This window comes from Streptomyces daghestanicus (assembly GCF_020521275.1).
Classification (GTDB): domain Bacteria; phylum Actinomycetota; class Actinomycetes; order Streptomycetales; family Streptomycetaceae; genus Streptomyces; species Streptomyces griseoviridis.
Map to the genome: position 1 here is coordinate 158,848 of NZ_BNDX01000008.1, position 22,066 is coordinate 180,913.

Annotated in this window: 17 protein-coding genes; 4 read left to right on the plus strand and 13 right to left on the minus strand. The window is 71.5% G+C overall.

The annotated features are described in order from the left end of the window. Positions 1 to 19: 19 nt before the first annotated feature. On the minus strand, positions 20 to 202 hold the full coding sequence (locus Sdagh_RS10205) for a hypothetical protein (protein ID WP_190077774.1): 183 nt from the start codon (positions 200 to 202) through the stop codon (positions 20 to 22). Between the two features lie 334 nt (positions 203 to 536). Here Sdagh_RS10205 and Sdagh_RS10210 point away from each other — a divergent pair, with 334 nt between their 5' ends. Continuing rightward, positions 537 to 809, plus strand: coding sequence for a hypothetical protein (locus Sdagh_RS10210; RefSeq protein ID WP_190077775.1), 273 nt, complete (start codon positions 537 to 539; stop codon positions 807 to 809). Between the two features lie 121 nt (positions 810 to 930). Here the strand turns inward: Sdagh_RS10210 and Sdagh_RS10215 are convergent, their stop codons facing one another. After that, a complete protein-coding gene (locus Sdagh_RS10215; RefSeq protein ID WP_190077776.1) occupies positions 931 to 1,950 on the minus strand; it encodes a PLL family lectin in 1,020 nt (339 codons plus the stop codon). 51 nt (positions 1,951 to 2,001) lie between these two features. Between Sdagh_RS10215 and Sdagh_RS10220 the strand changes: the two genes are divergently transcribed. Further along, on the plus strand, positions 2,002 to 2,388 hold the full coding sequence (locus tag Sdagh_RS10220) for a PIN domain-containing protein (protein ID WP_189421166.1): 387 nt from the start codon (positions 2,002 to 2,004) through the stop codon (positions 2,386 to 2,388). On the opposite strand, the gene Sdagh_RS10225 is transcribed toward Sdagh_RS10220, so the two are convergent. Continuing rightward, positions 2,389 to 3,240 carry a helix-turn-helix transcriptional regulator gene (locus Sdagh_RS10225; RefSeq protein WP_190010744.1) on the minus strand — a complete coding sequence of 284 codons (852 nt, stop codon included), beginning with the start codon at positions 3,238 to 3,240 and terminating at the stop codon, positions 2,389 to 2,391. Positions 3,241 to 3,327: 87 nt separating this feature from the next. Between Sdagh_RS10225 and Sdagh_RS10230 the strand changes: the two genes are divergently transcribed. Next, entirely contained in the window at positions 3,328 to 4,110 is a 783-nt protein-coding gene (locus Sdagh_RS10230; protein WP_189421162.1) for an SDR family NAD(P)-dependent oxidoreductase, read from the plus strand. A gap of 48 nt (positions 4,111 to 4,158) precedes the next feature. Here the strand turns inward: Sdagh_RS10230 and Sdagh_RS10235 are convergent, their stop codons facing one another. The 10 genes from Sdagh_RS10235 to ngcE form a co-directional block, all read right to left on the minus strand. Next, the gene (locus Sdagh_RS10235; RefSeq protein ID WP_190077777.1) at positions 4,159 to 5,598 is read right to left on the minus strand and encodes a glycosyltransferase family 39 protein; all 1,440 of its coding nucleotides are present in this window, start codon (positions 5,596 to 5,598) and stop codon (positions 4,159 to 4,161) included. 23 nt (positions 5,599 to 5,621) lie between these two features. After that, positions 5,622 to 7,115: an amino acid permease gene (locus Sdagh_RS10240; protein WP_190010747.1), complete on the minus strand. Its 1,494-nt coding sequence runs from the start codon at positions 7,113 to 7,115 to the stop codon at positions 5,622 to 5,624. 136 nt (positions 7,116 to 7,251) lie between these two features. Next, positions 7,252 to 9,174: a 1-deoxy-D-xylulose-5-phosphate synthase gene (gene dxs, locus Sdagh_RS10245; protein WP_189421155.1), complete on the minus strand. Its 1,923-nt coding sequence runs from the start codon at positions 9,172 to 9,174 to the stop codon at positions 7,252 to 7,254. Positions 9,175 to 9,365: 191 nt separating this feature from the next. Next, a complete protein-coding gene (locus tag Sdagh_RS10250; protein WP_189421153.1) occupies positions 9,366 to 10,652 on the minus strand; it encodes a sugar ABC transporter permease in 1,287 nt (428 codons plus the stop codon). Continuing rightward, a complete protein-coding gene (locus Sdagh_RS10255; RefSeq protein ID WP_189421151.1) occupies positions 10,649 to 11,440 on the minus strand; it encodes an ATP-binding cassette domain-containing protein in 792 nt (263 codons plus the stop codon). The genes Sdagh_RS10250 and Sdagh_RS10255 overlap by 4 nt, the downstream gene beginning before the upstream one ends. Before the next feature lie 163 nt (positions 11,441 to 11,603). Further along, positions 11,604 to 12,707 (minus strand): ABC transporter substrate-binding protein, encoded by a 1,104-nt coding sequence (locus Sdagh_RS10260; protein WP_189421346.1) that lies wholly within the window; start codon positions 12,705 to 12,707, stop codon positions 11,604 to 11,606. 133 nt (positions 12,708 to 12,840) lie between these two features. Then, complete coding sequence (locus Sdagh_RS10265; protein ID WP_189421149.1) at positions 12,841 to 14,052, minus strand: ROK family transcriptional regulator; 1,212 nt, start codon at positions 14,050 to 14,052, stop codon at positions 12,841 to 12,843. 159 nt (positions 14,053 to 14,211) lie between these two features. After that, positions 14,212 to 15,099: a carbohydrate ABC transporter permease gene (locus Sdagh_RS10270; RefSeq protein ID WP_189421147.1), complete on the minus strand. Its 888-nt coding sequence runs from the start codon at positions 15,097 to 15,099 to the stop codon at positions 14,212 to 14,214. 2 nt (positions 15,100 to 15,101) lie between these two features. Then, the gene (locus Sdagh_RS10275; RefSeq protein WP_190010748.1) at positions 15,102 to 16,028 is read right to left on the minus strand and encodes a carbohydrate ABC transporter permease; all 927 of its coding nucleotides are present in this window, start codon (positions 16,026 to 16,028) and stop codon (positions 15,102 to 15,104) included. 97 nt (positions 16,029 to 16,125) lie between these two features. Next, positions 16,126 to 17,592, minus strand: coding sequence for an N-acetylglucosamine/diacetylchitobiose ABC transporter substrate-binding protein (ngcE, locus tag Sdagh_RS10280; RefSeq protein WP_190077778.1), 1,467 nt, complete (start codon positions 17,590 to 17,592; stop codon positions 16,126 to 16,128). Positions 17,593 to 17,973: 381 nt separating this feature from the next. Between ngcE and Sdagh_RS10285 the strand changes: the two genes are divergently transcribed. Beyond that, a complete protein-coding gene (locus tag Sdagh_RS10285) occupies positions 17,974 to 21,777 on the plus strand; it encodes a GH92 family glycosyl hydrolase (protein ID WP_190077779.1) in 3,804 nt (1,267 codons plus the stop codon). The last annotated feature ends 289 nt before the right edge of the window (positions 21,778 to 22,066 follow it).

Consider the following 22,066-nt stretch of genomic DNA (forward strand, 5'->3'; position numbering starts at 1 on the left):
TGCCCCTCGCCCCGCCCGGTCAGAGCCCGGCCGCCCGGGGGTGGCCGGCGGTGACGCCCCGGGTGCCGGGCAGCAGCCGGGGGCGGTCCGCCGGCAGGGCGGGGTCGGACTCCCGGTACGGCCGGAGCAGTACGGTCAGGTCCGCGGCCGCGGCGGCGGGCGGCCCCCGGCCCGCTCCACCGGGGCCCCGGCCACCGTCCACCGCTCCACCCGCCGGTCGCCGTACACCAGCTCGGCACCCGGGCCAGGAAGCGGCCGGCCACGGCCGGCGCGGGGCTTCCCGCTGGTCGGAGACGCCGGGCTTGCAGGTGACGCCGAGCAGCAGGACCCGTGAGCCGCGCACCGCCGGCCCACGTCGTCGAACAACTTCGCGGCGCGGTCCCCCACATGCGCCGGCATCCGCTGGTCGATCTCCTGCGCCAGCTCCACGAACCGGAACGGGATGCCGAGCGAACGCACCTTGTACGAGAGGCAGTGGGGGGCGACCGGGATGCGGTGCCCGCCGACGCCGGGTCGACGTCGCCGACGCGCGGGCGATGCGGGCGAGGCGGGCACAGGGGTTCACGGCCGTCCGCGAGCCCGGCGTGATCGCCGCCGCCGGCACGGCGGTGATCCGCGTACCGACCCGCTCACCGCGTACACCGCCCCTGACCTCCTACGAGCGGTTCGCGTCCCGGGTGGTGGAGGCCAGGGGCGCCCGGGAGGCCGAGCCGGCCGAGCTGCTGGAGAACACCTGCCGGCGCCCGCAGCCGGCCGCCGTGGCCGCGCGGGCGAGGCGAGGGGCAGCCCGACGGGGCCGAGCCCGGTGACGACAAGGTCCGTACTCATCCACCACGCCCCGAAAGAGTGCGCCGATCGGGATATACGGCACGAACTGCACGGTGGGTGCCGCCGCGGCCCGTGCCCCTCCGCCCGCGCGTCCCCCGGCTCTCAGACCTCCTGCCAGGCGGTCAGCGCCAGGCCCGGTTCGTCCTTGCGGCGGGTCAGCAGGAGGCGCCCGGTCGACGGGGAGAGGGTGACCGCGACCACCCGCTCGGTCTCGTCCACGGCCAGGGCGAGTTCGGCGTCGTCGGCGAGCGCGGGCCCGGACTCGGTCCACCAGGCACCCGCCGCCTCCCGCTCGGTCGGGTAGGCCGCGAAGGCGACGCGCCCGCCGGCCGACCGCTGGCCGAGCAGCGTGCAGTCGTACCCCTCGATCACACAGCGCACGGCGGCGACCGGGCCGGGTCCCGCGGCGGCGGCCAGCGCGACGGGCGGCCCGCCGGGACGCCAGGCGCACAGGTCCCCGGAGACGGCGTCGGTGAAGAAGACGGTGGTGTGCCCGGCGGAGGTGGCCAGCGCCCGCAGCGTGCCCGGCCGGACGCTCGCCTCGGCCCGGTCGTCGAGAACCGGCTGCGCGCCCGGCTTCTCCTGCCGCCAGTGCAGCAGTACGCCGTCGGCGGCGGCGTACGCCTCGACGAGACCCGACTCCCCGGTGACGGCGGCGGGTTCGTCCTGGAGTCCCTCGCCCCCGAGGTCCCGCCAGGGCTCCCAGCCGCCCTTCTCCTTCTGGGCCAGCAGGCTCATGCCGCCGCCCGCGTTGCGGACGAAGAGGTGGGCGCGGCCCCGCGCGTCGACCGCGACGGCGGGCGTCCCGGTGCGGGCGCCCTTCTTGTCGGGGTGGCCGACCGGGCTCCAGTCCAGCGGGGCGAGCCGGGGCCGGAAGTGGGTGGAGTGCACCAGGCCGGACTGGCCGCCGCCGGTGGGCCGCCACGCGACCAGATGGGCGTACCGGTCGGCGCCGACGCCGACCGAGAGGCCGGGGCGCAGCTTCTGGTCGCCGCCGATCCGGCGCGGGGCCTCCCAGGGGCCGCCGGGCCCCGGTTCCGCGCGGCACAGGACCGCGTCGCCCGACGGCAGATAGACGCAGAGGCGGCCGTCACGGCCGCGCAGGAGCCAGTCGCCGTTCACCAGTTCACTTTACGCGGCGCCGTTCGCACCCTGCCGTGCGACCCTGACCGCATGGACTCCGACGCCCCCCTGCTCGTGATCGTGGACGCCGCCAACGTGGTCGGGTCGGTGCCCGACGGCTGGTGGCGGGACCGGCGCGGCGCCGCCGAGCGGCTGCGGGACCGGCTGGCCGCGGACGGGGTGCCGGGGCGGGCGGGGCCGGTGGAGCTGGTGCTGGTCGTGGAGGGCGCGGCACGCGGGGTGCCGTCCGTGCCCGGCGTACGGGTGGAGGACGCCCCCGGCAGCGGTGACGACCACATGGTCGACCTGGTCGCGCGGGCCGGCGGCCGCCCCGTCCTGGTGGTGACGGCCGACCGGGAACTGCGGCGCCGGGTGACGGACCTGGGCGCCGAGGTGGCGGGGCCGCGGACGGTGCGGCCGGGGCGGGACGCCACCTAGTCAGCGCAGGCAGGCGTCGGTCTCGGTGCCGAGGACGCCGAGCAGGGCGAGGGCCTGGGCGGCGGGGGAACCGGGCGGCGCGCTGTAGAGGACGAGGTGCTGGTCGCGGTCGGTGAGGGCGAGGGAGTCGCAGTCGACGGTGACCTCGCCGACGACCGGGTGCCGGAAGGTCTTCGTCAGGGTCGGCGCGGCGCGCACGTCGTGGCGCTCCCCCAGGCGGGCGAAGTCGGGGCTGGTGGCCCGGAGTTCGGCGACGAGCCCGGTGACCACGGGGTCCGCCGGGTAACGGGCGAGGGCGGTCCGCAGCTGCCTGACGACGTGCAGCCGGAACTCGGCCGCGTCCGACACCCCGTACAGCGGGGGGCCGGCCCGGTCCGGGCCGGGGAAGGCGCGGCGCGCGAGGTTGCGCTGCTCGGGGGCGAGCGGGCCGAAGTCCTCCATGAGGGCCGCGGCGAGGTCGTTCCAGGCGAGCACCTCGAAGGCGGCGGACAGGACGAGGCCGCCCGTCTGCGGCAGCCGCTCCAGCAACGCGAGGATGCTCGGCCGGACGTCGCGCCGGTGCGCCCGGGTCCGGGTCGGCGCGGTGCCCGCGAGGACGTGGAGGTGGTCGCTCTCGGCGTCGGTGAGCCGCAGCGCGCCCGCGATCCCGGCGAGCACCTCGCCCGACGGGCGGGGCGCCCGGCCCTGTTCGAGCCGGACGTAGTACTCGGTGGAGATGTGCGCCGGCACCGCGACCTCCTCCCGGCGCAGGCCCGGGGTCCGGCGGCGCGGTCCGGTGGGGAGGCCGACGTCCTGGGGGCGGAGCCGCTCGCGACGGGAGCGGAGGAACGCCCCCAGTTCCTGCTTGTCCATACCCCGAAGTGTGCACCCCGCCCGGCCGCCGATCCTGGTACGGGGTGTGCCTGCCCCCGGTCCGGGGCCCGCCCCCACACTGGTGGCATGACGAACCACACCGACATCGCCCCCATCGGCCTGCTCACCGGCAAGGTCGTCCTCGTCACCGGCGCCAGCCGCGGTATCGGGGAGGCCGCCGCCCGGCTCTTCTCCGCCGAGGGCGCCGCCGTCGTGCTCGCCGCCCGCGGCACGGACGCCCTCGACCGCGTCGTCGCCGGCATCCGGGCCGGCGGCGGCACCGCCGACGCGGTCGCCCTGGACCTCGCCGACCCCGACAGCGTCCGCGCGGCGGTCGACCGCGTCGGGGAACTGCACGGCCGGCTGGACGGCGCCTTCAACAACGGCGCGGCGATCCAGCGGCCGGGCCCGCTGCACACCACGAGCGACGAGGACATCGACGTCCAGTTCACCGTGAACTTCCGGGCGCACTGGACCGCCATGAACGCCGAGGCCGCCCTCATGCGGCGCGGCGGTGGCGGCGCGATCGTCAACACCTCCAGCGTCGGCAGCCGCCGCGCCAACCCGGCCCTCCCGGCGTACGGCGCGATGAAGCGCGCGCTCAACAGCATCACCGAGACGGCGGCGGTGACCTGGGCCCCGGAGGGCATCCGGGTCAACGGCATCACCCCCGGCGGCACCACCACGGAGATGATCGACGCGTGGGAGGCGGCGACCCCCGGCGTCGTCGAACGGATCACCTCGTCGGTCCCGCTGGGCCGGATGGCCGAGCCCCGCGAGATCGCCGAGGCCGCCGCCTGGCTGCTCAGCGACCGGGCCTCGTACGTGACCGGCGCGATCGTGCCGGTGGACGGCGGCGCCGGCGCCTGAGCCGAGGCCCGTCCAGGGGCGCCGTAGGGCGCGTACCCCACCGCCCCGTCACGGCCGCCGTACCCGCACATACACCACCGCCCCGTCCACCACCGCCGCCTCCCGGTACCGCTCGGCCAGGAGGCGGCGCAGGGTCGGGAGGTGCGCCGGGGCGTACGGGGCGCCGCGGGAGTCGTCGACGATCAGGGCGGGCGGCCGGGCGGACGTCTCCCGGCGGAAGACGCGCCAGGCGCCCGGGACGGCGTACCGTTCGCCGACCCGGGCGCCGGACCGGCCGCCGCTGTGGTTGGTGAGGAGCCCCGCGGTGAGGTAGCGGCTGGCGGGGGACCGGCCGGCCAGCCAGTACGTCTCCGGGTGCATGCCCCAGACCAGGACCCGGTCGTCCGGCGCGGTGGCGCGGGCCACGGCGTCGGCGAGCCGCCGGGAGTGGTCGAGCGAGGCGCGGGGCGCGAGCAGCCCCCAGGTCAGGAAGAGCGCGCAGCAGCACGCGGTGCCGAGGACCGCGCGGGCGGTGCGCTCCCGGGGAAGGGCGGTGAGCGCGGCCGTCGCCAGCAGGGTCAGCGGCGGCAGCAGCTGGAGGTAGTAGTGGCCGAAGAAGTGCAGGCCGGTGCCGACCGCCAGGGCCGACGCGGCGAGCCACACCCACAGGTCGGCGGCGCGGCCGGGCGGGCGGCGGGCCAGCGGGGACAGCAGGGCCGCGCAGGCGACGGCGAGGAGCGCCGCGTTGCCGGCGGCGCGCAGTGCGACGTGCGTCCAGGAGCCGGAGAAGGAGGCGTAGGAGCCGGAGCCGGTGACCGTCCAGAAGAGGAAACCGGAGGGGTCGGTGAGCAGGGCCGCGCCGAGGACGGGGAGGGCGGCGCCCGCCGTCAGCCGGAGCAGGGGGCCCCGCCCGGGGCCGCACAGCCACAGCACCGGCAGCAGCACCGCCGCGCCGGTCTGCTTGGCCAGGAAGGCGCAGGCGACGGCCAGCCCGGCGGCGGTCCAGCGGCGGCGGTCGGCGCACCACAGGGCCGCCGCCGTGCACGGCAGTATGAACACCTCGAAGCCGGCGGCCTGGGCGTCCTCGGGGTTGAGGCCGACGGAGACCAGCAGGTACAGCACCCCGGCGGTGCGGCCGGGGCCGTCGCCCCAGCGGCGGCGGGCCAGCGAGGCGAGCAGGGCCGCGGTGGCGAACTGGGCGAGGACCGCCAGGACCCGTACCGACACCAGTGACTCGGAACCGGTCAGCGCGAAGGCGCCCTGGTAGAGCCAGGGCACCAGCGGCGGTTTGCGGTCGACGACCGTCTCGTAGAGCCGGCCGCCCCCGGCGAGCAGCCGGGCCTGCACGGCGAGGTAGCCCTCGTCGGGGTTCCACCAGGGCCGGGTGAAGGACGGGACGCGGGTGAGGCAGGCCAGCGCCGCGAGGAGCGGCAGCACCCGCGTCCAGTACCGGCGCCCGGCACGCGGGACGGCGACGGAGGGTGACGGTGCGGGCAGCAGAGCGTGCATGCCCGCACGCTAGCGGTCCGGCGTCACCCCCGGCCGTTCTCCGCCTCGCCGCGGGCCAGGCGGCTGTGGGTGCGGCCGTAGAAGAAGTACACGACGACGCCGATCACCATCCAGATGCCGAACCGCAGCCAGGTCTCGGCGGGCAGGTTGAGCATCAGCCAGAACGAGGCCGCCACGGAGACGATCGGCAGGACCGGGACCAGCGGGGTGCGGAAGGCGCGGGGCAGGTCGGGGCGGGTGCGGCGCAGGATGATCACGCTGACGGCGACGATCACGAAGGCGAAGAGGGTGCCGATGTTGACCAGCTCGGCGAGTTCGCTCAGGGAGGTGAAGCCGGCGACGATCGCGATGACGACGCCGAGGAGGATTGTCGGACGGTACGGCGTCTTGAACCTGGGGTGGACGCGGGAGAAGAAGCGGGGCAGCAGGCCGTCGCGGCTCATGGCGAAGAAGACCCGGGTCTGGCCGAGCAGCAGGATCATGCAGACGGTGGTCAGGCCGACCGCCGCGCCGAAGCTGATGACGCCGGAGAAGAACGGGTGCCCGGTCGCCTTGAACGCGTCGGCGAGCGGTGCGTCCACCGACAGCTCGCTGTAGTGCTGCATGCCGGTGACGACGATCGACACGGCGACGTACAGGATCGTGCAGATGAAGAGGGACCCGAGGATGCCGCGGGGCATGTCGCGCTGCGGGTTCCTGGTCTCCTCGGCGGCGGTGGCGACGATGTCGAAGCCGATGAAGGCGAAGAAGACGATGGATGCGGCGGTGAAGATGCCCATCACGCCGAAGTTGGCCGGGGCCCAGCCGAACATGAGCTGGATGAGGGGTGAGTGCAGTCCGCCGCCCGCCTCGACCGGCTGGGACTTCGGGATGAACGGGTCGTAGTTGGCGCCCTTGACGAAGAAGGCCCCGGCGATGATGACGACGAGGACGACGGCCACCTTGATGGCGACGACGACCGAGGTGATCCGCGCCGACAGCTTCATGCCGAGGACGAGGACGGCGGTGAGCACCAGCACCAGCGCGGCGGAGAGGATGTCGAAGCCGAAGCCGTCCGCGCCGTCCCGGCCGCCGAGGTAGTCCGGGAAGTGCCAGCCGGCGTTCTCCAGCAGCGAGCGGATGTACCCCGACCAGCCGACGGCGACCACCGCCGTGCCGAGCGCGAACTCCAGCACCAGGTCCCAGCCGATGATCCAGGCCGGCAGCTCGCCGAGCGAGGCGTAGGAGAAGGTGTACGCCGATCCGGCCACCGGCACGGTGGAGGCGAACTCGGCGTAGCAGAGGGCGGCGAGCGCGCAGACCACGCCGGCGACGACGAAGGCCAGCGCGGTGGCCGGTCCGGCGTTGTTCTTGGCGACCGTGCCGGTGAGCACGAAGATGCCGGTGCCGATGACGACACCGACGCCGAAGACGGTCAGATCGAGCGCGGACAGGGATTTCCTGAGGGCGTGCTCGGGTTCCTCGGTGTCCTGGATGGACTGCTCGATCTGCTTCGTCCGGAAGAGGGTGCTGCTCACGGGACCTCCCACGCTGGTCGCCCTCGACATGATCGAGAGGGGGCGCGGTACGTATGCCCCGGCGGGCGCGCATCCACGCGGACGGGCCGGTTCCGCCACCCCGATGCGGTGGCGGGACCGGCCCGTCGGCGGCGCGTCAGTCGCGGGTGGCCTCCACCGCTTCGGCGCCGGAGCGGTCGTACCGGCCGTCGAGCTTGGCGACCAGCCCGGTGACCTGGCGGGCGATGTCCGGTGCGGTCAGCCCGATCTCGGCGAGGACCTCGGCGCGGGAGGCGTGGTCGAGGAAGCGCGGCGGGATGCCGAAGTCGCGCAGCGGCACGTCCACGCCGGCGTCCCGCAGGGCCTGGGCGATGGCGGAGCCGACGCCGCCGACGCGCGAGTTGTCCTCGACGGTGACGACGACGCGGTGCCGCTCGGCGAGCGGGGCCATCGCCTCGTCCACCGGCTTGACCCAGCGGGGGTCGACGACGGTGGTGGTGATGCCCTGCTTGTCCAGCAGGTCCGCGACCTCCAGGCACATCGGCGCGAGCGCCCCGACGGAGACCAGGAGGACGTCGGGGTTCCCGGTGCCGGGCTCGCGCAGGACGTCCATGCCGCCGACGCGGCCCACGGCGGGGACGGCGGGGCCGACGGCGCCCTTGGAGAAGCGGACCACGGTCGGCGCGTCGTCCACGGCGACGGCCTCGCGGAGCTGGGCGCGGACCTGGTCGGCGTCGCGCGGGGCGGCGAGCCTGAGGCCGGGGACGACCTGGAGGATCGACATGTCCCACATGCCGTTGTGGGAGGCGCCGTCGGTGCCGGTGACGCCGGCCCGGTCCAGGACGAAGGTCACGCCGCACCTGTGCAGGGCGACGTCCATGAGCACCTGGTCGAAGGCCCGGTTGAGGAAGGTGGCGTAGACGGCGAAGACCGGGTGCAGGCCGCCGTGGGCGAGGCCGGCCGCGGAGACCGCGCCGTGCTGCTCGGCGATGCCGACGTCGTACACCCGCTCGGGGAAGCGCTTGGCGAACTTGTCCAGGCCGACCGGCTGGAGCATCGCGGCGGTGATCGCGACGATGTCGGCGCGCTCCTCGCCGAGCCTGACCATCTCCTCGCCGAAGACGGACGTCCAGTCGGCGCCGGCGGTGGAGATCGGCAGGCCGGTGTCGGGGTGGATCTTGCCGACGGCGTGGAAGCGGTCGGCCTCGTCGGCGAGGGCGGGCTGGTAGCCGCGGCCCTTCTCGGTGAGGCAGTGCACGATGACCGGGCCGCCGAAGCGCTTGGCGCGGGTCAGCGCGGACTCCAGGGCCTCGATGTCATGGCCGTCGATCGGGCCGACGTACTTCAGGCCCAGGTCCTCGAACATGCCCTGCGGGGCGATGAAGTCCTTCAGGCCCTTCTTGGCGCCGTGCAGGGTGTCGTAGAGGGGGCGGCCGACGACCGGGGTGCGCTCCAGGAGGTCCTTGCCACGGGCGAGGAAGCGCTCGTAGCCGTCGGTGGTGCGCAGGGTGGCCAGGTGGTTGGCGAGGCCGCCGATGGTGGGCGCGTAGGAGCGCTCGTTGTCGTTGACGACGATGACCAGGGGGCGGTCCTTGGCGGCGGCGATGTTGTTCAGCGCCTCCCAGGCCATGCCGCCGGTCAGGGCACCGTCGCCGATGACGGCGGCGACGTGCCGGTCCAGGCCCTGGATCTCGTTGGCCTTGGCGATGCCGTCGGCCCAGCCGAGGACGGTGGAGGCGTGGCTGTTCTCGATGACGTCGTGCTCGGACTCGCTCTGCGCGGGGTAGCCGGAGAGGCCGCCCTTCATCTTGAGCCGGGAGAAGTCCTGGCGGCCGGTGAGCAGCTTGTGCACGTAGGACTGGTGTCCGGTGTCGAAGAGCACCTTGTCCCGGGGGGAGTCGAAGACGCGGTGCAGGGCGATGGTGAGCTCCACCACGCCGAGGTTCGGGCCGAGGTGGCCGCCGGTCTTGGAAACGGCCTCGACGAGGAAGGTCCGGATCTCCTGGGCCAGCTGATCCAGCTCCTCCAGGCTGAGCCGGTCCAGATCGCGCGGTCCCGTGATGCGGGTCAGCAGCGGCACCCGTGCCTCCTTGCAGTAGAGCTGTTGCCGGGCCTGTCGAGTCTAATGTTCCGCTCCGGTGCCACGACTCCGGGCGGTGCGGCGTACGTCACGCGTTCGGCCCTACCCCGCAGGGGCCCCTCCTATGACACGGCTGTGCCCGGCACCGCCGTTGGTGCCGGGCACAGGCCGGTTCAGAAGCGGCCGGATCGCTAGGCGCGGCCGGCCGTCTTCTGGGTCTTGCGGGTCACCGCGTCGATGACGACCGTGGCGAGCAGCACACCACCGGTGATCATGTACTGGACCGGGGAGGCGATGCCCTCCAGGGCCAGGCCGTACTGGATGGAGACGATGACCATCACGCCGAGCAGCGCGTCCCAGGTGCGGCCGCGGCCGCCGAAGAGGGACGTGCCGCCGATCACGGCCGCGGCGATGACGTTCATCAGGAACTCACCGGTGCCCGCGCCCTGGTTCGCCGAGGCGATCTTCGACGCGACGAACAGGCCGCCGATCGCGGCGAAGGTACCGGCGATCGCGAAGACCGAGATCCGGACCAGCTCGACGTTGATGCCGGCCCGGCGGGACGCCTCGACGCTGCCGCCGAGCGCGAAGACCTTGCGGCCGTAGGCGGTGCGGCGCAGCACGAAATCGGTGAGCAGCAGGAACGCCAGGAAGATCACGACGGCCAGCGGAAGGCCCTTGTACTGGTTGAAGACGATCGCCACGACGAAGGCGAGGACGCCCAGCAGCACCGTGCGGACGATGATCTCGCTCAGCGGGCGGGAGGGCACCCCGGCGGCCTCGCGGCGGCGGTTGCCGAGGAACGCGGAGAGGAAGTACCCGGCGGTCACCACGACGGCGAGGCCGTAGGCGGCGGCCACGTCGCTGAAGTAGTAGCTGGTCAGGTTGACGACGATGCCGTCGGCGTCCAGGTTGATGGTGCCGTTGTCGCCGAGTATGCGGAGCATGAAGCCCTGCCAGAACAGCAGGCCGGCCAGGGTGACGGCGAACGCCGGGACGCCGATGCGGGCGAAGACGAAGCCGTGGATGGCGCCCGCGACGGTGCCGGTGAGGATGGACAGCACCAGCGCCAGGATCTCGTTCATGCCGTGCGTGACGTTCATGACCGCGAAGGCGGCGCCCGCGACACCGCTGACCGAGCCGACCGACAGGTCGATCTCGCCGAGCAGCAGGACGAAGACGATGCCGACGGCGATCATGCCGGTGCCGACCATGGCGACGGACATGTCGGAGAAGTTGCCGGCGGTGAGGAAGTTGCCGTTGAGGCTGGTGAAGATGGCCCAGATGACCAGCAGGCCCACGACGACCGGCATGGAACCGAGATCGCCGGCCTTCATCTTGCGCTTGAACTCGCCCACGTAACCGGCGAAGCCCTGTTCGCGGACGAGCAGGCGGGGGTCGACCGCGGGCACCGCGGCGGCGGCGGTCTTCTCGGCCGGCTCGGTGGCGGCCGGGGCGGGGGTCTTGTCGATGCTCACTTCTGGATCTCCCCATTGGTGCGCGCCGCACGACGGGTCACGGCGTTTTCCGTGGCACCGGTGATGGCGGAGATGATCTCTTCCTGGGAGGTCGACTTGACCTCGAAGATGCCGTTGTTGCGGCCGAGCCGCAGGACGGCGACCTTGTCGGCCACGGCCTTCACGTCGGCCATGTTGTGGCTGATGAGGATGACGGCGTGGCCGCGCTCGCGCAGCCGCTCGACCAGGTCGAGGACCTGGGCGGTCTGCTCGACGCCGAGGGCGGCGGTGGGCTCGTCGAGGATGACCAGCTTGGGCTCGCCGAGCATCGAGCGGGCGATCGCCACGACCTGGCGCTGACCGCCGGAGAGCGAGGCGATGGGGATGCGGACGCTGGGGATGCGGATGGACAGCGTGTCCAGCAGTTCCCGGGAGCGGCGCTCCATCTCCACCTCGTCCAGGACACCGCGCTTGCGGATCTCCCGGCCCAGGTAGAGGTTGCCGACGACATCGATGTTGTCGCACAGCGCGAGGTCCTGGTAGACGGTCGCGATGCCGAGGTTCTGGGCGTCGTTCGGCTTGCTGATGGTGACGGGCCTGCCGTCCCACTCGATGGCGCCCTCGTCGATGGGGTGGACGCCGGCGATCGTCTTGACCAGCGTGGACTTTCCGGCACCGTTGTCGCCGACCAGGGCGACCACTTCACCGGCGTGGACCTCAAGCTCTACGTCGGTGAGCGCCTGGACGGCACCGAACCGCTTGGAGACCCCGCGCAACGCCAGCACGGGCGTAGCGGACACGTGAACCAACTCCTTCGCCGCCTGACCCGGCGGGAGGTTGTGCAGAAGATTTGGGGGGTGGTGGTCCGTCCGGCGCCCCGCCTAGCTTGCGGGGCTGGTGTGTGCGGGGCGCCGGAGGAGCTGGGGCAGCCGGTCCCGTACGCGGCGCGCGCGGTACGGGAGGCGGTGCTGCTTAGGAGAGGCCGATCTTGTCGCAGGCGCTCTTGTACTTGCCCGCGCAGATCTCGTCGACCGTGTAGAAGCCTTCCTTCACCACGGTGTCCTTGATGTTGTCCTTGGTCAGCGAGACGACCGGGACGAGGACGGTCGGGATGTCCTTGGTGGTGGCGCTGTCGGCCTTGTCCTTGGCGATGGAGTCGAGCGACTCGCCCTTGGCGAGGGCGACGGCCATCTCACCCGCGGTGGCCGCCTCCTGCGGGTAGGACTTGTAGACGCTCATGTACTGCTCGCCGGTGATGATGCGCTGCACACCGTTCAGCTCGGCGTCCTGGCCGGTGACCGGGATGTCGTCGATCCCGGCGGCCTTCAGGGCGGTGATGATGCCGCCCGCCATGCCGTCGTTGGCGGAGTAGACGCCGATGATCTTGTCCTTGCCCAGGGCGGAGATGGCGCCCTCCATGTTGGCGTTGGCGTTCTCCGGCTTCCACTCCTTGGTGTCGTAGGAGCGGCCGATGTTCACCTTGCCCTTGAGGACGGAGAGCGCGCCCTCCTTGAACTGGGCGGCGTTCGGGTCCGTGGAGGAACCGTTCATCATGACGACCTGGCCGTCCTTGGCCTTGTCGCCCAGCGCCTCCAGCAGGGCCTCGCCCTGGGTCTTGCCGACGGTCACGTTGTCGAACGAGGTGTAGGCGTCGATCGGGCCCTCGGCCAGGCGGTCGTAGGCGACGACCGGGATGCCCTGGTCCTTGGCCTTCTTGATCGAACCGGCGATGGCCTTGGAGTCGACCGCGTCCACGATCAGGACGTCCACCTTGTTGGTGATCATCGTGTCGACCTGCTGCGCCTGCTGGCTGGCGTCCTGCTTGGCGTTGGCGTAGACGACCTCGCCCTTGTTGTTCGTCAGCTCCTTGACCTTCTTCTCGATCAAGGGCTTGTCGAACTTCTCGTAGCGCGCGGTCTGGTTCTCGGGAAGGAGCAGACCGACCTTGATCGCGTCGCCCTTCTTGCCCGAGTCCTTCGAGGAATCGGCGTTGTCGCCGGACTCCTTGGCACTGCCACAGGCGGCGAGCGAGACGGCCATCGCGGTGGCGGCTACGGCAACGGCGGCACGACGCATACGCGTGTTCACTTCAGAAACCTCCCTGACGAGGCCGCGTCGTTGCGGCCGAGGTGGCTGGAAGTCAACTCGGCCACACGTGCGACGTCAAGAAGTAAATCCTTAACGAGATGGCAACGGTGCCATCCGTTCTCTAAGTGAAGACGGGGGTGGCGGTGGGCCGGGCGCCCGCCGCGCTGCCGTCCAGAAGGGTCGAATCGCCCATCTCGCTGAGCGCGAGGGCGAGCGCGCCCAGCACCTCGGCCCGCCCGCCAAGTGCCCCGGGGAGCACGGAGAGTTGGCGTCCGGCGCTGGGGATGGCGTACCGGCCGACGGACTCCCGGATGGGGCCGAGGACCAGTTCGCCGGCCTCGGCGAGATCGCCGCCGAGGACGACCCGGCTGGGGTTGAGCAGGTTGCAGAGGTTGGCGACGCCGCTGCCGATGTGCCGGCCGACGTCGGCGACGACCCGACGGCAGCCCGGATCGCCGTCCCGGGCCAGCCTGACCATCGCTTCCATGGTCAGATCGGTGCCGTGGCTGGATCTGAGCAGCGGCAGCACGTACCGGGCGGCGGTGAAGGTCTCCAGGCAGCCGCGGTTGCCGCAGCGGCAGACCGGTCCCGACTCGTCGAGGGTGATGTGCCCGATCTCACCGGCCGTGCCGCCCGGCCCCCGGTAGATCTTGCCGTTGATCACCAGCCCGGCGCCGACGCCGCTGGCGACCTTGATGTACGCCAGGTCCCGCACCCCCCGGCCGCTCCCCCAGACCAGCTCGCCGAGGGCGCCGAGGTTGGCGTCGTTGTCCACGTGCACGGGCACGCCGAGCCGCCCCCGCAGCTCCTCGGCGGGCCGGGTGCCGCTCCAGCCGGGCAGGATCGACGTCGAGCCCAGCGTCCCCGACTCCACGTCGATCGGGCCGGGCACGCCGAGACCCACCCCGGCGATCTTGGAACGGTCCACGCCGGTCGCCACGATCAGCCGGCTGACCAGCTGCTCCGCCCGGTCGAAGCCCTGGGCCGAGGAGGCGTCCACGTCCAGCGGCTCGGACTCCTCGGCCAGCACCTGGTGGGCGAGGTTGCCGACGGCGACCCGCAGATGGGTGTGGCCGAAGTCCACGCCGATGACGATCCCGGCGTCCCCGCTGAGCGAGACGCTGCGGGCCCGCCGGCCGCCCGCCGAGGTGGGCGTCACCTCGACCGTGCCGCCGTCCTTCAGCTCCCGGACGATGTTGGAGACGGTCGCGGCGGACAGCCCCGTCGTCCTCGCGATCTCCGCCTGCGTGAGCGACCCGGCCAGCCGTACGGCACGTACGACCCTCTCCAGGTTGGCTCGGTGCAGCGACGACTGCGACCCCGGAGTCTCCACGACGACCTCCTGCGCCGGGGCCGCAGCGATGAGGCCCCGTCTATGTCCAACTAGTGAACTCTAAGCTGAGCCGTTCGGGTCGCCTCCCGTCAAGAGGTTGAACCGCATCCGGGTGCCCCTGCCCTCCTCCGCCGAATCTCCCCGCCGCTCCCGCCGGCGTCACTTCAGCGCCCCGGCGGTCAGCCCCTGGACCACCTGCCGCTGGAAGAGGATGTACGCCGCGAGCACCGGCAGCATCGCCATCACCAGGCCGGCGAAGAGTCCCGACCAGTCGCCCTTGTACCCCTGGCTGACCGCGAGCTGCACCAGGCCCTGGGTGAGGACGTGCTTGTCCGGGTCGGTGTTCAGCACGGTCGGCAGCATGTACTGGTTCCACTGCCCGAGGAAGTTGAAGATCCCCACGCTGATCAGCCCCGGCTTGGCCATCGGCAGCATGACCTGGAAGAACGTCCGGGTGTGCGAGGCACCGTCGACGAACGCGGCCTCCGCCACCGAGGTCGGCAGGGTGCGGAAGAACGCGGTCAGGAAGAAGACGGTGAACGGCAGCGAGTAGGCGATGTAGACGAGGATCAGCCCGTGGATGGTGTTCAGCAGCCCCATGTTGTCCACCACGTAGAAGAGGGGGACCAGGGCCAGCATGATCGGGAAGCTCATGCCGCCGACGAACAGGAAGTAGACGAACCGGTTGCCGGGGAAGTCGAAGCGGGCCAGCACATAGGCGGCCATCGAGCCGAGCACCAGGGTGCCGATGAGCGAGCCGCCCACGACCAGCACGGTGTTGAGGAAGTACTCGCTCATGTGGGCCTGGGTCCAGGCCCGGGACCAGTTGTCGAAGTGCAGCGCGTCCGGGAGCGACCAGGGCGAGCCGAAGATCGAGGCGTCGTCCTTGAAGGACGTCATCACCGCCCAGAGCAGCGGCAGCACCACCATGATCGCCCAGAGGACGAGGATGCCGTGCGAGAAGACGTTGAGGGCGGTGCCCTCCTTCTTCCCTGTGCCGTTCCCTTTCCCCTTCGCGGTGGTGGCGGGGGCTTCGGTCGTCTTCATCGTCAGTACTCCAGCCGCTCGCGCCGGCCCAGCCGCATCACCACGGCCGCGAAGGCCAGGGTGACGACGAGCAGGGCGACGCCGATCGTGGTGGCGTAGGCGGCCTGACCGTCACGGAACGCCTTCTGGTACACGTACAGGACCATGACGGTGGTCGAGTAGTCGGGGCCGCCGGGTCCGACGGTCATGATCTGCACGACCGCGAAGGACTCGGCGCCGAGCGCGAGGATGCCCATGTAGACCCAGCCGGACTGCACGGTGTCCCACAGCAGCGGCAGGGTGACCCGGAAGAACGTGGTGAAGCGGGTCGCCCCGTCCAGCAGCGCCGCCTCGTACAGCTCCGCCGGGACGGAGGCCATGCCGGCGGAGAACAGGACCACGAAGAAGCCGACCGTGGACCAGACCAGGACGGCCGTCACCGCCCACAGCGCCAGGTCCGGGTCGCCCAGCCACAGCGGCTGGAGGCCGTCCAGGCCGATGCCGCGCAGCAGGGAGTTGATCGCGCCGCTGTCCGGGTTGTAGGCGAACTGGAAGAGCAGGGCGACGATCGCGATGGAGAGCACCTGCGGGAAGAAGTAGACGATCTTGTAGAAGGCGGAGCCGCGGACGCCGGTGACCACCGGGCCGCCCTTCCGCTTCCGGCCGCCCACGTTGATCATGAAGGAGAGGAACAGCGCGAGGCCGAGCGTCACCAGGGGGACGAGCAGGGCGAAGAGCACGCTGTGCCAGAGCGACTTCCAGAAGATGTCGTCGTCGAGCATGCGGGTGTAGTTGTCGAAGCCGACCATCTCGAAGTCGGGGCTCAGGCCGGTCCAGTCGGTGAAGGAGTAGTAGATGGACTGGACGAACGGCCAGACGACGAAGAGGGCGTAGATCCCCAGCGGCAGCGCCAGGAACCCCACGATGAAGCGGTACTTGCCGTGCTGCATTGCCAACCGACCCCGATCTGCGCGCGGACGGCGCGCCGGGGCCCGTCCGGGGCACGGCGGGCTCCGGACCGGCCCTGGGCGCGCTTCCTTGAGGGTGCTACTGGTGCTTGTAGTGCTTGATCGACGTGTCCTTGGCGGCGTCGTCGGCGTAGCCCTGGATCTTCTTGACGGCCTCGGCCGGGGTGAGCCGGCCGGCCATCATCTCGCCGAGGCCGCCGACGCCGATCTGCTCCTTCTGGAGCTTGACGTACCAGTCCTGGATGCGGGGGTTGACGACGTTCTCGCCGGCCAGGTCGAGGGCGGCGACGCCCGCCTTCAGACCGGGGGTCAGCTCGATGCCGTCGGTGCCGCCGTCGTAGGCGGTCAGGGACTTGACCTTGGAGGTGAAGTTCCTGGACGACGCCTCGCTGAGCATGATGCGCAGCTGCTCCATGCCGCCGGTGCCGTTCCTCGCCTTGGCGGGGACGATGAACGGCTCGCCGCCGGAGGCCCAGATGGTGCCGAACGGCAGCTTGTCCGAGGCGTCCAGGCCGGTGGGCGCGGAGACGGTGACCTGGAAGTCGGCGGGGATGACCTTGGCCGACTCGTTCTCCACCCAGGAGCCGTTGGGCAGGAACAGGGCGTCGCCCTTGGCCCACGCGGTCTGCGACTGGATGTGGTCCAGGCCGGGGGTGCCCTTGAGGACGTACCCCTTCCGGTACAGCTCGTAGTACGCCTCGAAGCACGCCTTGACGGCCGGGTGCTTCCAGGCGTTCGGCTCCAGGTTGTCGATGGCGTCGAGGACCTCGGTGCCGCCCACCTTGGCGATCATCGGGTAGAGCGAGAAGGGGATGTAGTACGGGTACTTGCCCGCATACGTCCAGCCGGCCATGCCCTTCTTCTTGGCCTTGGCGCAGACCGCGAGCATCTCGTCCCAGGTCTTGGGGTATTCGGCGTCCAGCGAGTCCAGCGCCTTCTGCGAATACCAGACGCCGTACACGGTGTAGGCGTAGTAGAGGATCCAGACCTTCTCGCCGTCGAACCGGCCCATCTCCACGATGCCGGGGCGCAGCGTGTCGCGGACCTTCCTGGCCGGGTCGTCGTACGAGGGGGCGTCGAGCAGCGGGGTGAGGTCCGCGAGCTGGTTCTTGCCGACCAGGACGCCCATGTCCATCTGTTCCGCACCGGAGTTGTCGATGAGGTCGGGCGGGGTGCCCTGGTTGAAACGGGGCTGAAGGGTCGACTGGATCTTCTGGGTCGCGGAGAATTCGACGGTCGCGTCGGGGAAGTCCTTCTCGTAGATCCTCACCGCGTCCTCGGCGTATTCCTTGCCGAATCCGCCGTCGAAAAGGACGAACTCCAGCTGGGCGCTGCCGTTCACGCCGAGGGGGTTCTCGGCGGTCTTCTTCCCCGCCTCCGCCTTGTCCTCGCCGCCGCCACCGCCCCCGCTGGCACAGGCGGACAGGAAGCTCATCGTGGGGACGGAGATCAGGCCGAGCGCGGCCGACCTCCTGATCAGGTCGCGGCGGCCGACGCCCGCGGGGTGGCCGGTGGTGCCGGTGGGCTCGGCGGAAGTGGATCCCATGCTCAAGTCCTCGCCTTCTCCAGGACTCAGGCGGTGAACCGGAACATCCTTCCCCGGCACCGCGGTTCGGGTCTCGCTGGGTCGTGCAGGAAGTGCGGGAAGTACGGATCGTGCGGGTAGATATCTCTCCGGTGGCCGACAGGTATAGTCCACTTCCCGCCAGCGGAGCAAGATCGAGGGCACGCTCCGGCCCGGGTCTTTTCCGAGTTGAGACCTGGCGGACATATGCGTGGGCTGTGGGCGGATCGCCGGAAAAATCCGCGACATAAACCCCGAACGCCGCAGGCAACACCCTTGACATCCCTGACCCCTTGACCCACTACTGGAGCTTGCGCACAGGAATTGACAACGTTGTCCAGCGCGCAGGGAGGGTCTCGGGAGATGCAGCGCAGAACTCGGCACAGATGGGGTCCGGCGGTCGTGGTGACGACCGCGTTCGCACTGGCGGCGGGCGCGCAGGGCGCGGCGGTCGCCCTGCCGCGGGCCGCCGCCGCTCCGGACCGGGAGTTCACGTCCTCGTTCGAGGCGGAGGACCCGGCTCCGGACTGGCTCAACACCGTCGACACCGGTCCGGACGGCGACAAGCGCGCCTCGGGGGTGGACGGCGGCTACAGCACCGGCATCCCCGGCAATGTCAGCGGCCATGTCACGGACGTACGGGCCAGCGGGGAGAACGCGGGCGGCAACGAGGTGAAGGAGAACCTCGTCGACACCGAGCCCTCCACCAAGTGGCTGACCTTCGCGCCCACCGGCTGGGTGGAGTTCGACCTGGACGCGCCGACCGCGGTCACCCGGTACGCGCTCACCTCGGCCAACGACCACGACGAACGCGACCCGGTGGACTGGACGCTGCGCGGGTCGGCGGACGGCGAGAACTGGACGACGGTGGACACCCGCTCCGGGGAGTCCTTCGCCGAGCGGTTCCAGACCAGGACGTTCGAGCTGGCCGAGAAGGCCGAGTACCGGCACTTCCGGCTGGAGTTCACCAGGAACAACGGCGCCGGCGACGCCCTCCAGCTCGCGGACGTCCAGCTCTCCACGGGCGGCGACGGCACAGCCGTCCCGGAGGACATGCTCTCCCTGGTCGACAAGGGCCCGACCGGCTCCCCGACGGCGAAGGCGGGCGCGGGCTTCACCGGCAAGCGGGCGCTGCGCTACGCGGGCCGGCACACCGCAGACGGCCGGGCCTACTCGTACAACAAGGTGTTCGACGTCAATGTCAAGGTCGACCGCCGCACCGAACTGTCCTACAAGATCTTCCCGTCGATGGCCGACGGCGATCTCGACTACGACGCCACGAACGTCTCCGTCGACCTCGCCTTCACCGACGGCACCTACCTCAGCGACCTCGGCGCCACCGACGCCCACGGCTTCCCGCTGACGCCGCGCGGCCAGGGCGCCGCGAAGATCCTCTACGTCAACCAGTGGAACGCGGTGGAGTCGGGCATCGGCTCGGTCGCGGCCGGCAAGACGGTCGACCGCGTCCTCGTCGCGTACGACTCCCCCAAGGGCCCGGCGAAGTTCCGGGGCTGGCTGGACGACATCTCGATCCGCCGGGCGAAGGCCGCGAGGCCCGAGGCCCACCTCTCCGACTACGCGCTGACCACCCGCGGCACCAACTCAAGCGGCAGCTTCTCGCGCGGCAACAACTTCCCGGCGACGGCCGTCCCGAACGGCTTCAACTTCTGGACGCCGGTGACCAACGCCGGTTCGCTGAGCTGGCTGTACGACTACGCGCGCGGCAACAACGCCGACAACCTCCCCACGCTCCAGGCGTTCAGCGCGAGCCATGAGCCGAGCCCGTGGATGGGTGACCGCCAGACCTTCCAGGTGATGCCGTCGGCCGCGTCCGGCACCCCGGACACCGGCCGGGAGGCCCGAGCGCTGCCGTTCCGGCACGAGAACGAGACGGCCCGCCCGTACTACTACGGCGTGACCTTCGAGAACGGCCTGAAGGCCGAGATGACGCCGACCGACCACGCGGCGCTGATGCGCTTCACCTACCCCGGTGACGACGCGAGCGTCGTCTTCGACAACGTCACCGACCAGGCCGGCCTGACCCTGGACAAGGACAGCGGCACCTTCACCGGCTACTCGGACGTGAAGTCCGGCCTGTCGACGGGCGCGACCCGCCTCTTCGTCTACGGCGAGTTCGACAAGAAGGTGACGGGCGGCGGCTCCAGCGGCGTCAAGGGCCACCTCACCTTCGACGCGGGCCGGGACCGCACGGTCACCCTCCGCCTGGCCACCTCCCTCATCAGCGTCGACCAGGCGAAGGACAACCTGCGCCAGGAGGCGCCGGAGGGCACCTCCTTCGAGAAGGTGAAGCGGTCCGCCCAGCGGGCGTGGGACGAGATCCTCGGCAAGGTCGAGGTCGAGGGCGCCACGCGGGACCAGCTCACGACCCTGTACTCCAGCCTGTACCGGCTCTACCTCTACCCCAACTCGGGCTTCGAGAAGGTCGACGGGACGTACAAGTACGCCTCCCCCTTCCAGAGGATGCCGGAGCCGGACACCCCGACGCACACCGGCGCGAAGATCGTCGACGGCAAGGTGTACGTCAACAACGGCTTCTGGGACACCTACCGGACGACCTGGCCTGCGTACTCCTTCCTCACCCCCCAGAAGGCCGGTGAGCTGGTCGACGGGTTCGTGCAGCAGTACAAGGACGGCGGCTGGACCTCGCGCTGGTCCTCCCCGGGCTACGCGGACCTGATGACCGGCACCTCCAGCGACGTCGCCTTCGCGGACGCCTACGTCAAGGGCGTCGGCTTCGACGCGAAGGCGGCGTACGACGCCGCGGTGAAGAACGCGACCGTGGTGCCGCCGTCCTCCGGCGTGGGCCGCAAGGGCATGGAGACCTCGCCGTTCCTCGGCTACACCGCCACCGACACCCACGAGGGCCTCTCCTGGGCACTGGAGGGCTACCTCAACGACTACGGCATCGCGCAGATGGGCGCCAAGCTGTACAAGGAGACCGGCGAGAAGCGGTACAAGGAGGAGTCGGCGTACTTCCTGAACCGCGCCCAGGACTACGTCAACATGTTCGACGCGAAGGCCGGCTTCTTCCAGGGCAAGGACGCGTCCGGCAAGTGGCGCGTCGACTCGGAGAAGTACGACCCGCGCGTGTGGGGCTACGACTACACCGAGACCAACGGCTGGGGCTACGCCTTCACCGCCCCGCAGGACAGCCGGGGCCTGGCCAACCTCTACGGCGGCCGCTCCGGCCTCGCCGACAAGCTGGACGAGTACCTCGCCACCCCGGAGACGGCCTCCACCGAGTTCGTCGGCTCCTACGGCGGCGTCATCCACGAGATGACCGAGGCGCGGGACGTCCGGATGGGCATGTACGGCCACTCCAACCAGGTCGCCCACCACGCCCTGTACATGTACGACGCGGCCGGGCAGCCGTACAAGACGCAGAAGAACGTCCGCGAGGTCCTCTCCCGCCTGTACACCGGCAGCGGGATCGGGCAGGGCTACCACGGCGACGAGGACAACGGCGAGCAGTCGGCCTGGTTCCTCTTCTCCGCGCTCGGCTTCTACCCGCTGGTGATGGGCAGCGGCGAGTACGCCATCGGCTCCCCGCTGTTCACCAAGGCCACCGTCCACCTGGAGAACGGCCGCGAGCTGGTCGTCAAGGCCCCGCGGAACAGTACGAAGAACGTGTACGTGCAGGGGCTGAAGGTCAACGGCCGCTCCTGGAACTCCACGTCGCTGCCGCACTCCGTGCTCGCCAAGGGCGGTGTCCTGGAGTTCGCCATGGGCGCGCGGCCGTCCTCGTGGGGCACCGGCGAGCACGCGGCGCCGGTGTCGATCACGACCGGCGACGAGGTGCCGGCGCCGCGGAAGGACGCCGTCCGGGGCGACGGCGCGCTCTTCGACGACACCTCGGCGACGGAGGCGGCGGTGACCTCCGTCGACCTCCCGGTCGCCGGGCGCACCGAGGCCGTCCAGTACACGCTGACCTCGCCGAAGGACCGCACGAAGGCGCCGGCCGGCTGGAAGCTGGAGGGCTCGGCCGACGGGACGGCCTGGCGGACGCTGGACGAGCGGACCGGCCAGTCCTTCGCCTGGGACCGGCAGACCCGGGCGTTCTCGGTGCGGGCACCTGGGGCGTACGAGCGGTACCGGCTGGTGTTCACGGGCGGGGCGACGGTCGCGGAGGTGGAGTTGCTGGCGTGACCGCCTCCGGCGTGTGAGAGGGCCCGCCCGGTCTCCGGGCGGGCCCTCCGCGTCGTCCGGGTCCCGGCGTCACTCCGTCATGCCGCGCGGAGGACCCGGGTCCCAGCCGGCGCAGGCTGCGCCTGGCCCCGCGCGAGGCCCAGGAGAGGAGAGCGCCGGGCCCAGCCGGCGTGAGGCCGCAGCGCAGGCGGAGTGGTCGCGGTCGAAGCTCATCCGTGTGGAGACCGGGACGGTGAGTGCGTCCGTCAGTGACCTGCGCGCCCTGCCGGCGAGAACGCGCGGGGGCTTC

Coding starts and splice junctions, on each gene's coding strand:
- Sdagh_RS10210 (WP_190077775.1), top strand. CDS start 537: ATGCGGGCGAGGCGGGCACAGGGGTTCACGGCCGTCCGCGAGCCCGGC.
- Sdagh_RS10220 (WP_189421166.1), top strand. CDS start 2,002: ATGGACTCCGACGCCCCCCTGCTCGTGATCGTGGACGCCGCCAACGTG.
- Sdagh_RS10225 (WP_190010744.1), bottom strand. CDS start 3,240: ATGGACAAGCAGGAACTGGGGGCGTTCCTCCGCTCCCGTCGCGAGCGG.
- Sdagh_RS10230 (WP_189421162.1), top strand. CDS start 3,328: ATGACGAACCACACCGACATCGCCCCCATCGGCCTGCTCACCGGCAAG.
- Sdagh_RS10235 (WP_190077777.1), bottom strand. CDS start 5,598: ATGCACGCTCTGCTGCCCGCACCGTCACCCTCCGTCGCCGTCCCGCGT.
- Sdagh_RS10260 (WP_189421346.1), bottom strand. CDS start 12,707: ATGCGTCGTGCCGCCGTTGCCGTAGCCGCCACCGCGATGGCCGTCTCG.
- Sdagh_RS10270 (WP_189421147.1), bottom strand. CDS start 15,099: ATGAAGACGACCGAAGCCCCCGCCACCACCGCGAAGGGGAAAGGGAAC.
- Sdagh_RS10275 (WP_190010748.1), bottom strand. CDS start 16,028: ATGCAGCACGGCAAGTACCGCTTCATCGTGGGGTTCCTGGCGCTGCCG.
- ngcE (WP_190077778.1), bottom strand. CDS start 17,592: ATGGGATCCACTTCCGCCGAGCCCACCGGCACCACCGGCCACCCCGCG.
- Sdagh_RS10285 (WP_190077779.1), top strand. CDS start 17,974: ATGCAGCGCAGAACTCGGCACAGATGGGGTCCGGCGGTCGTGGTGACG.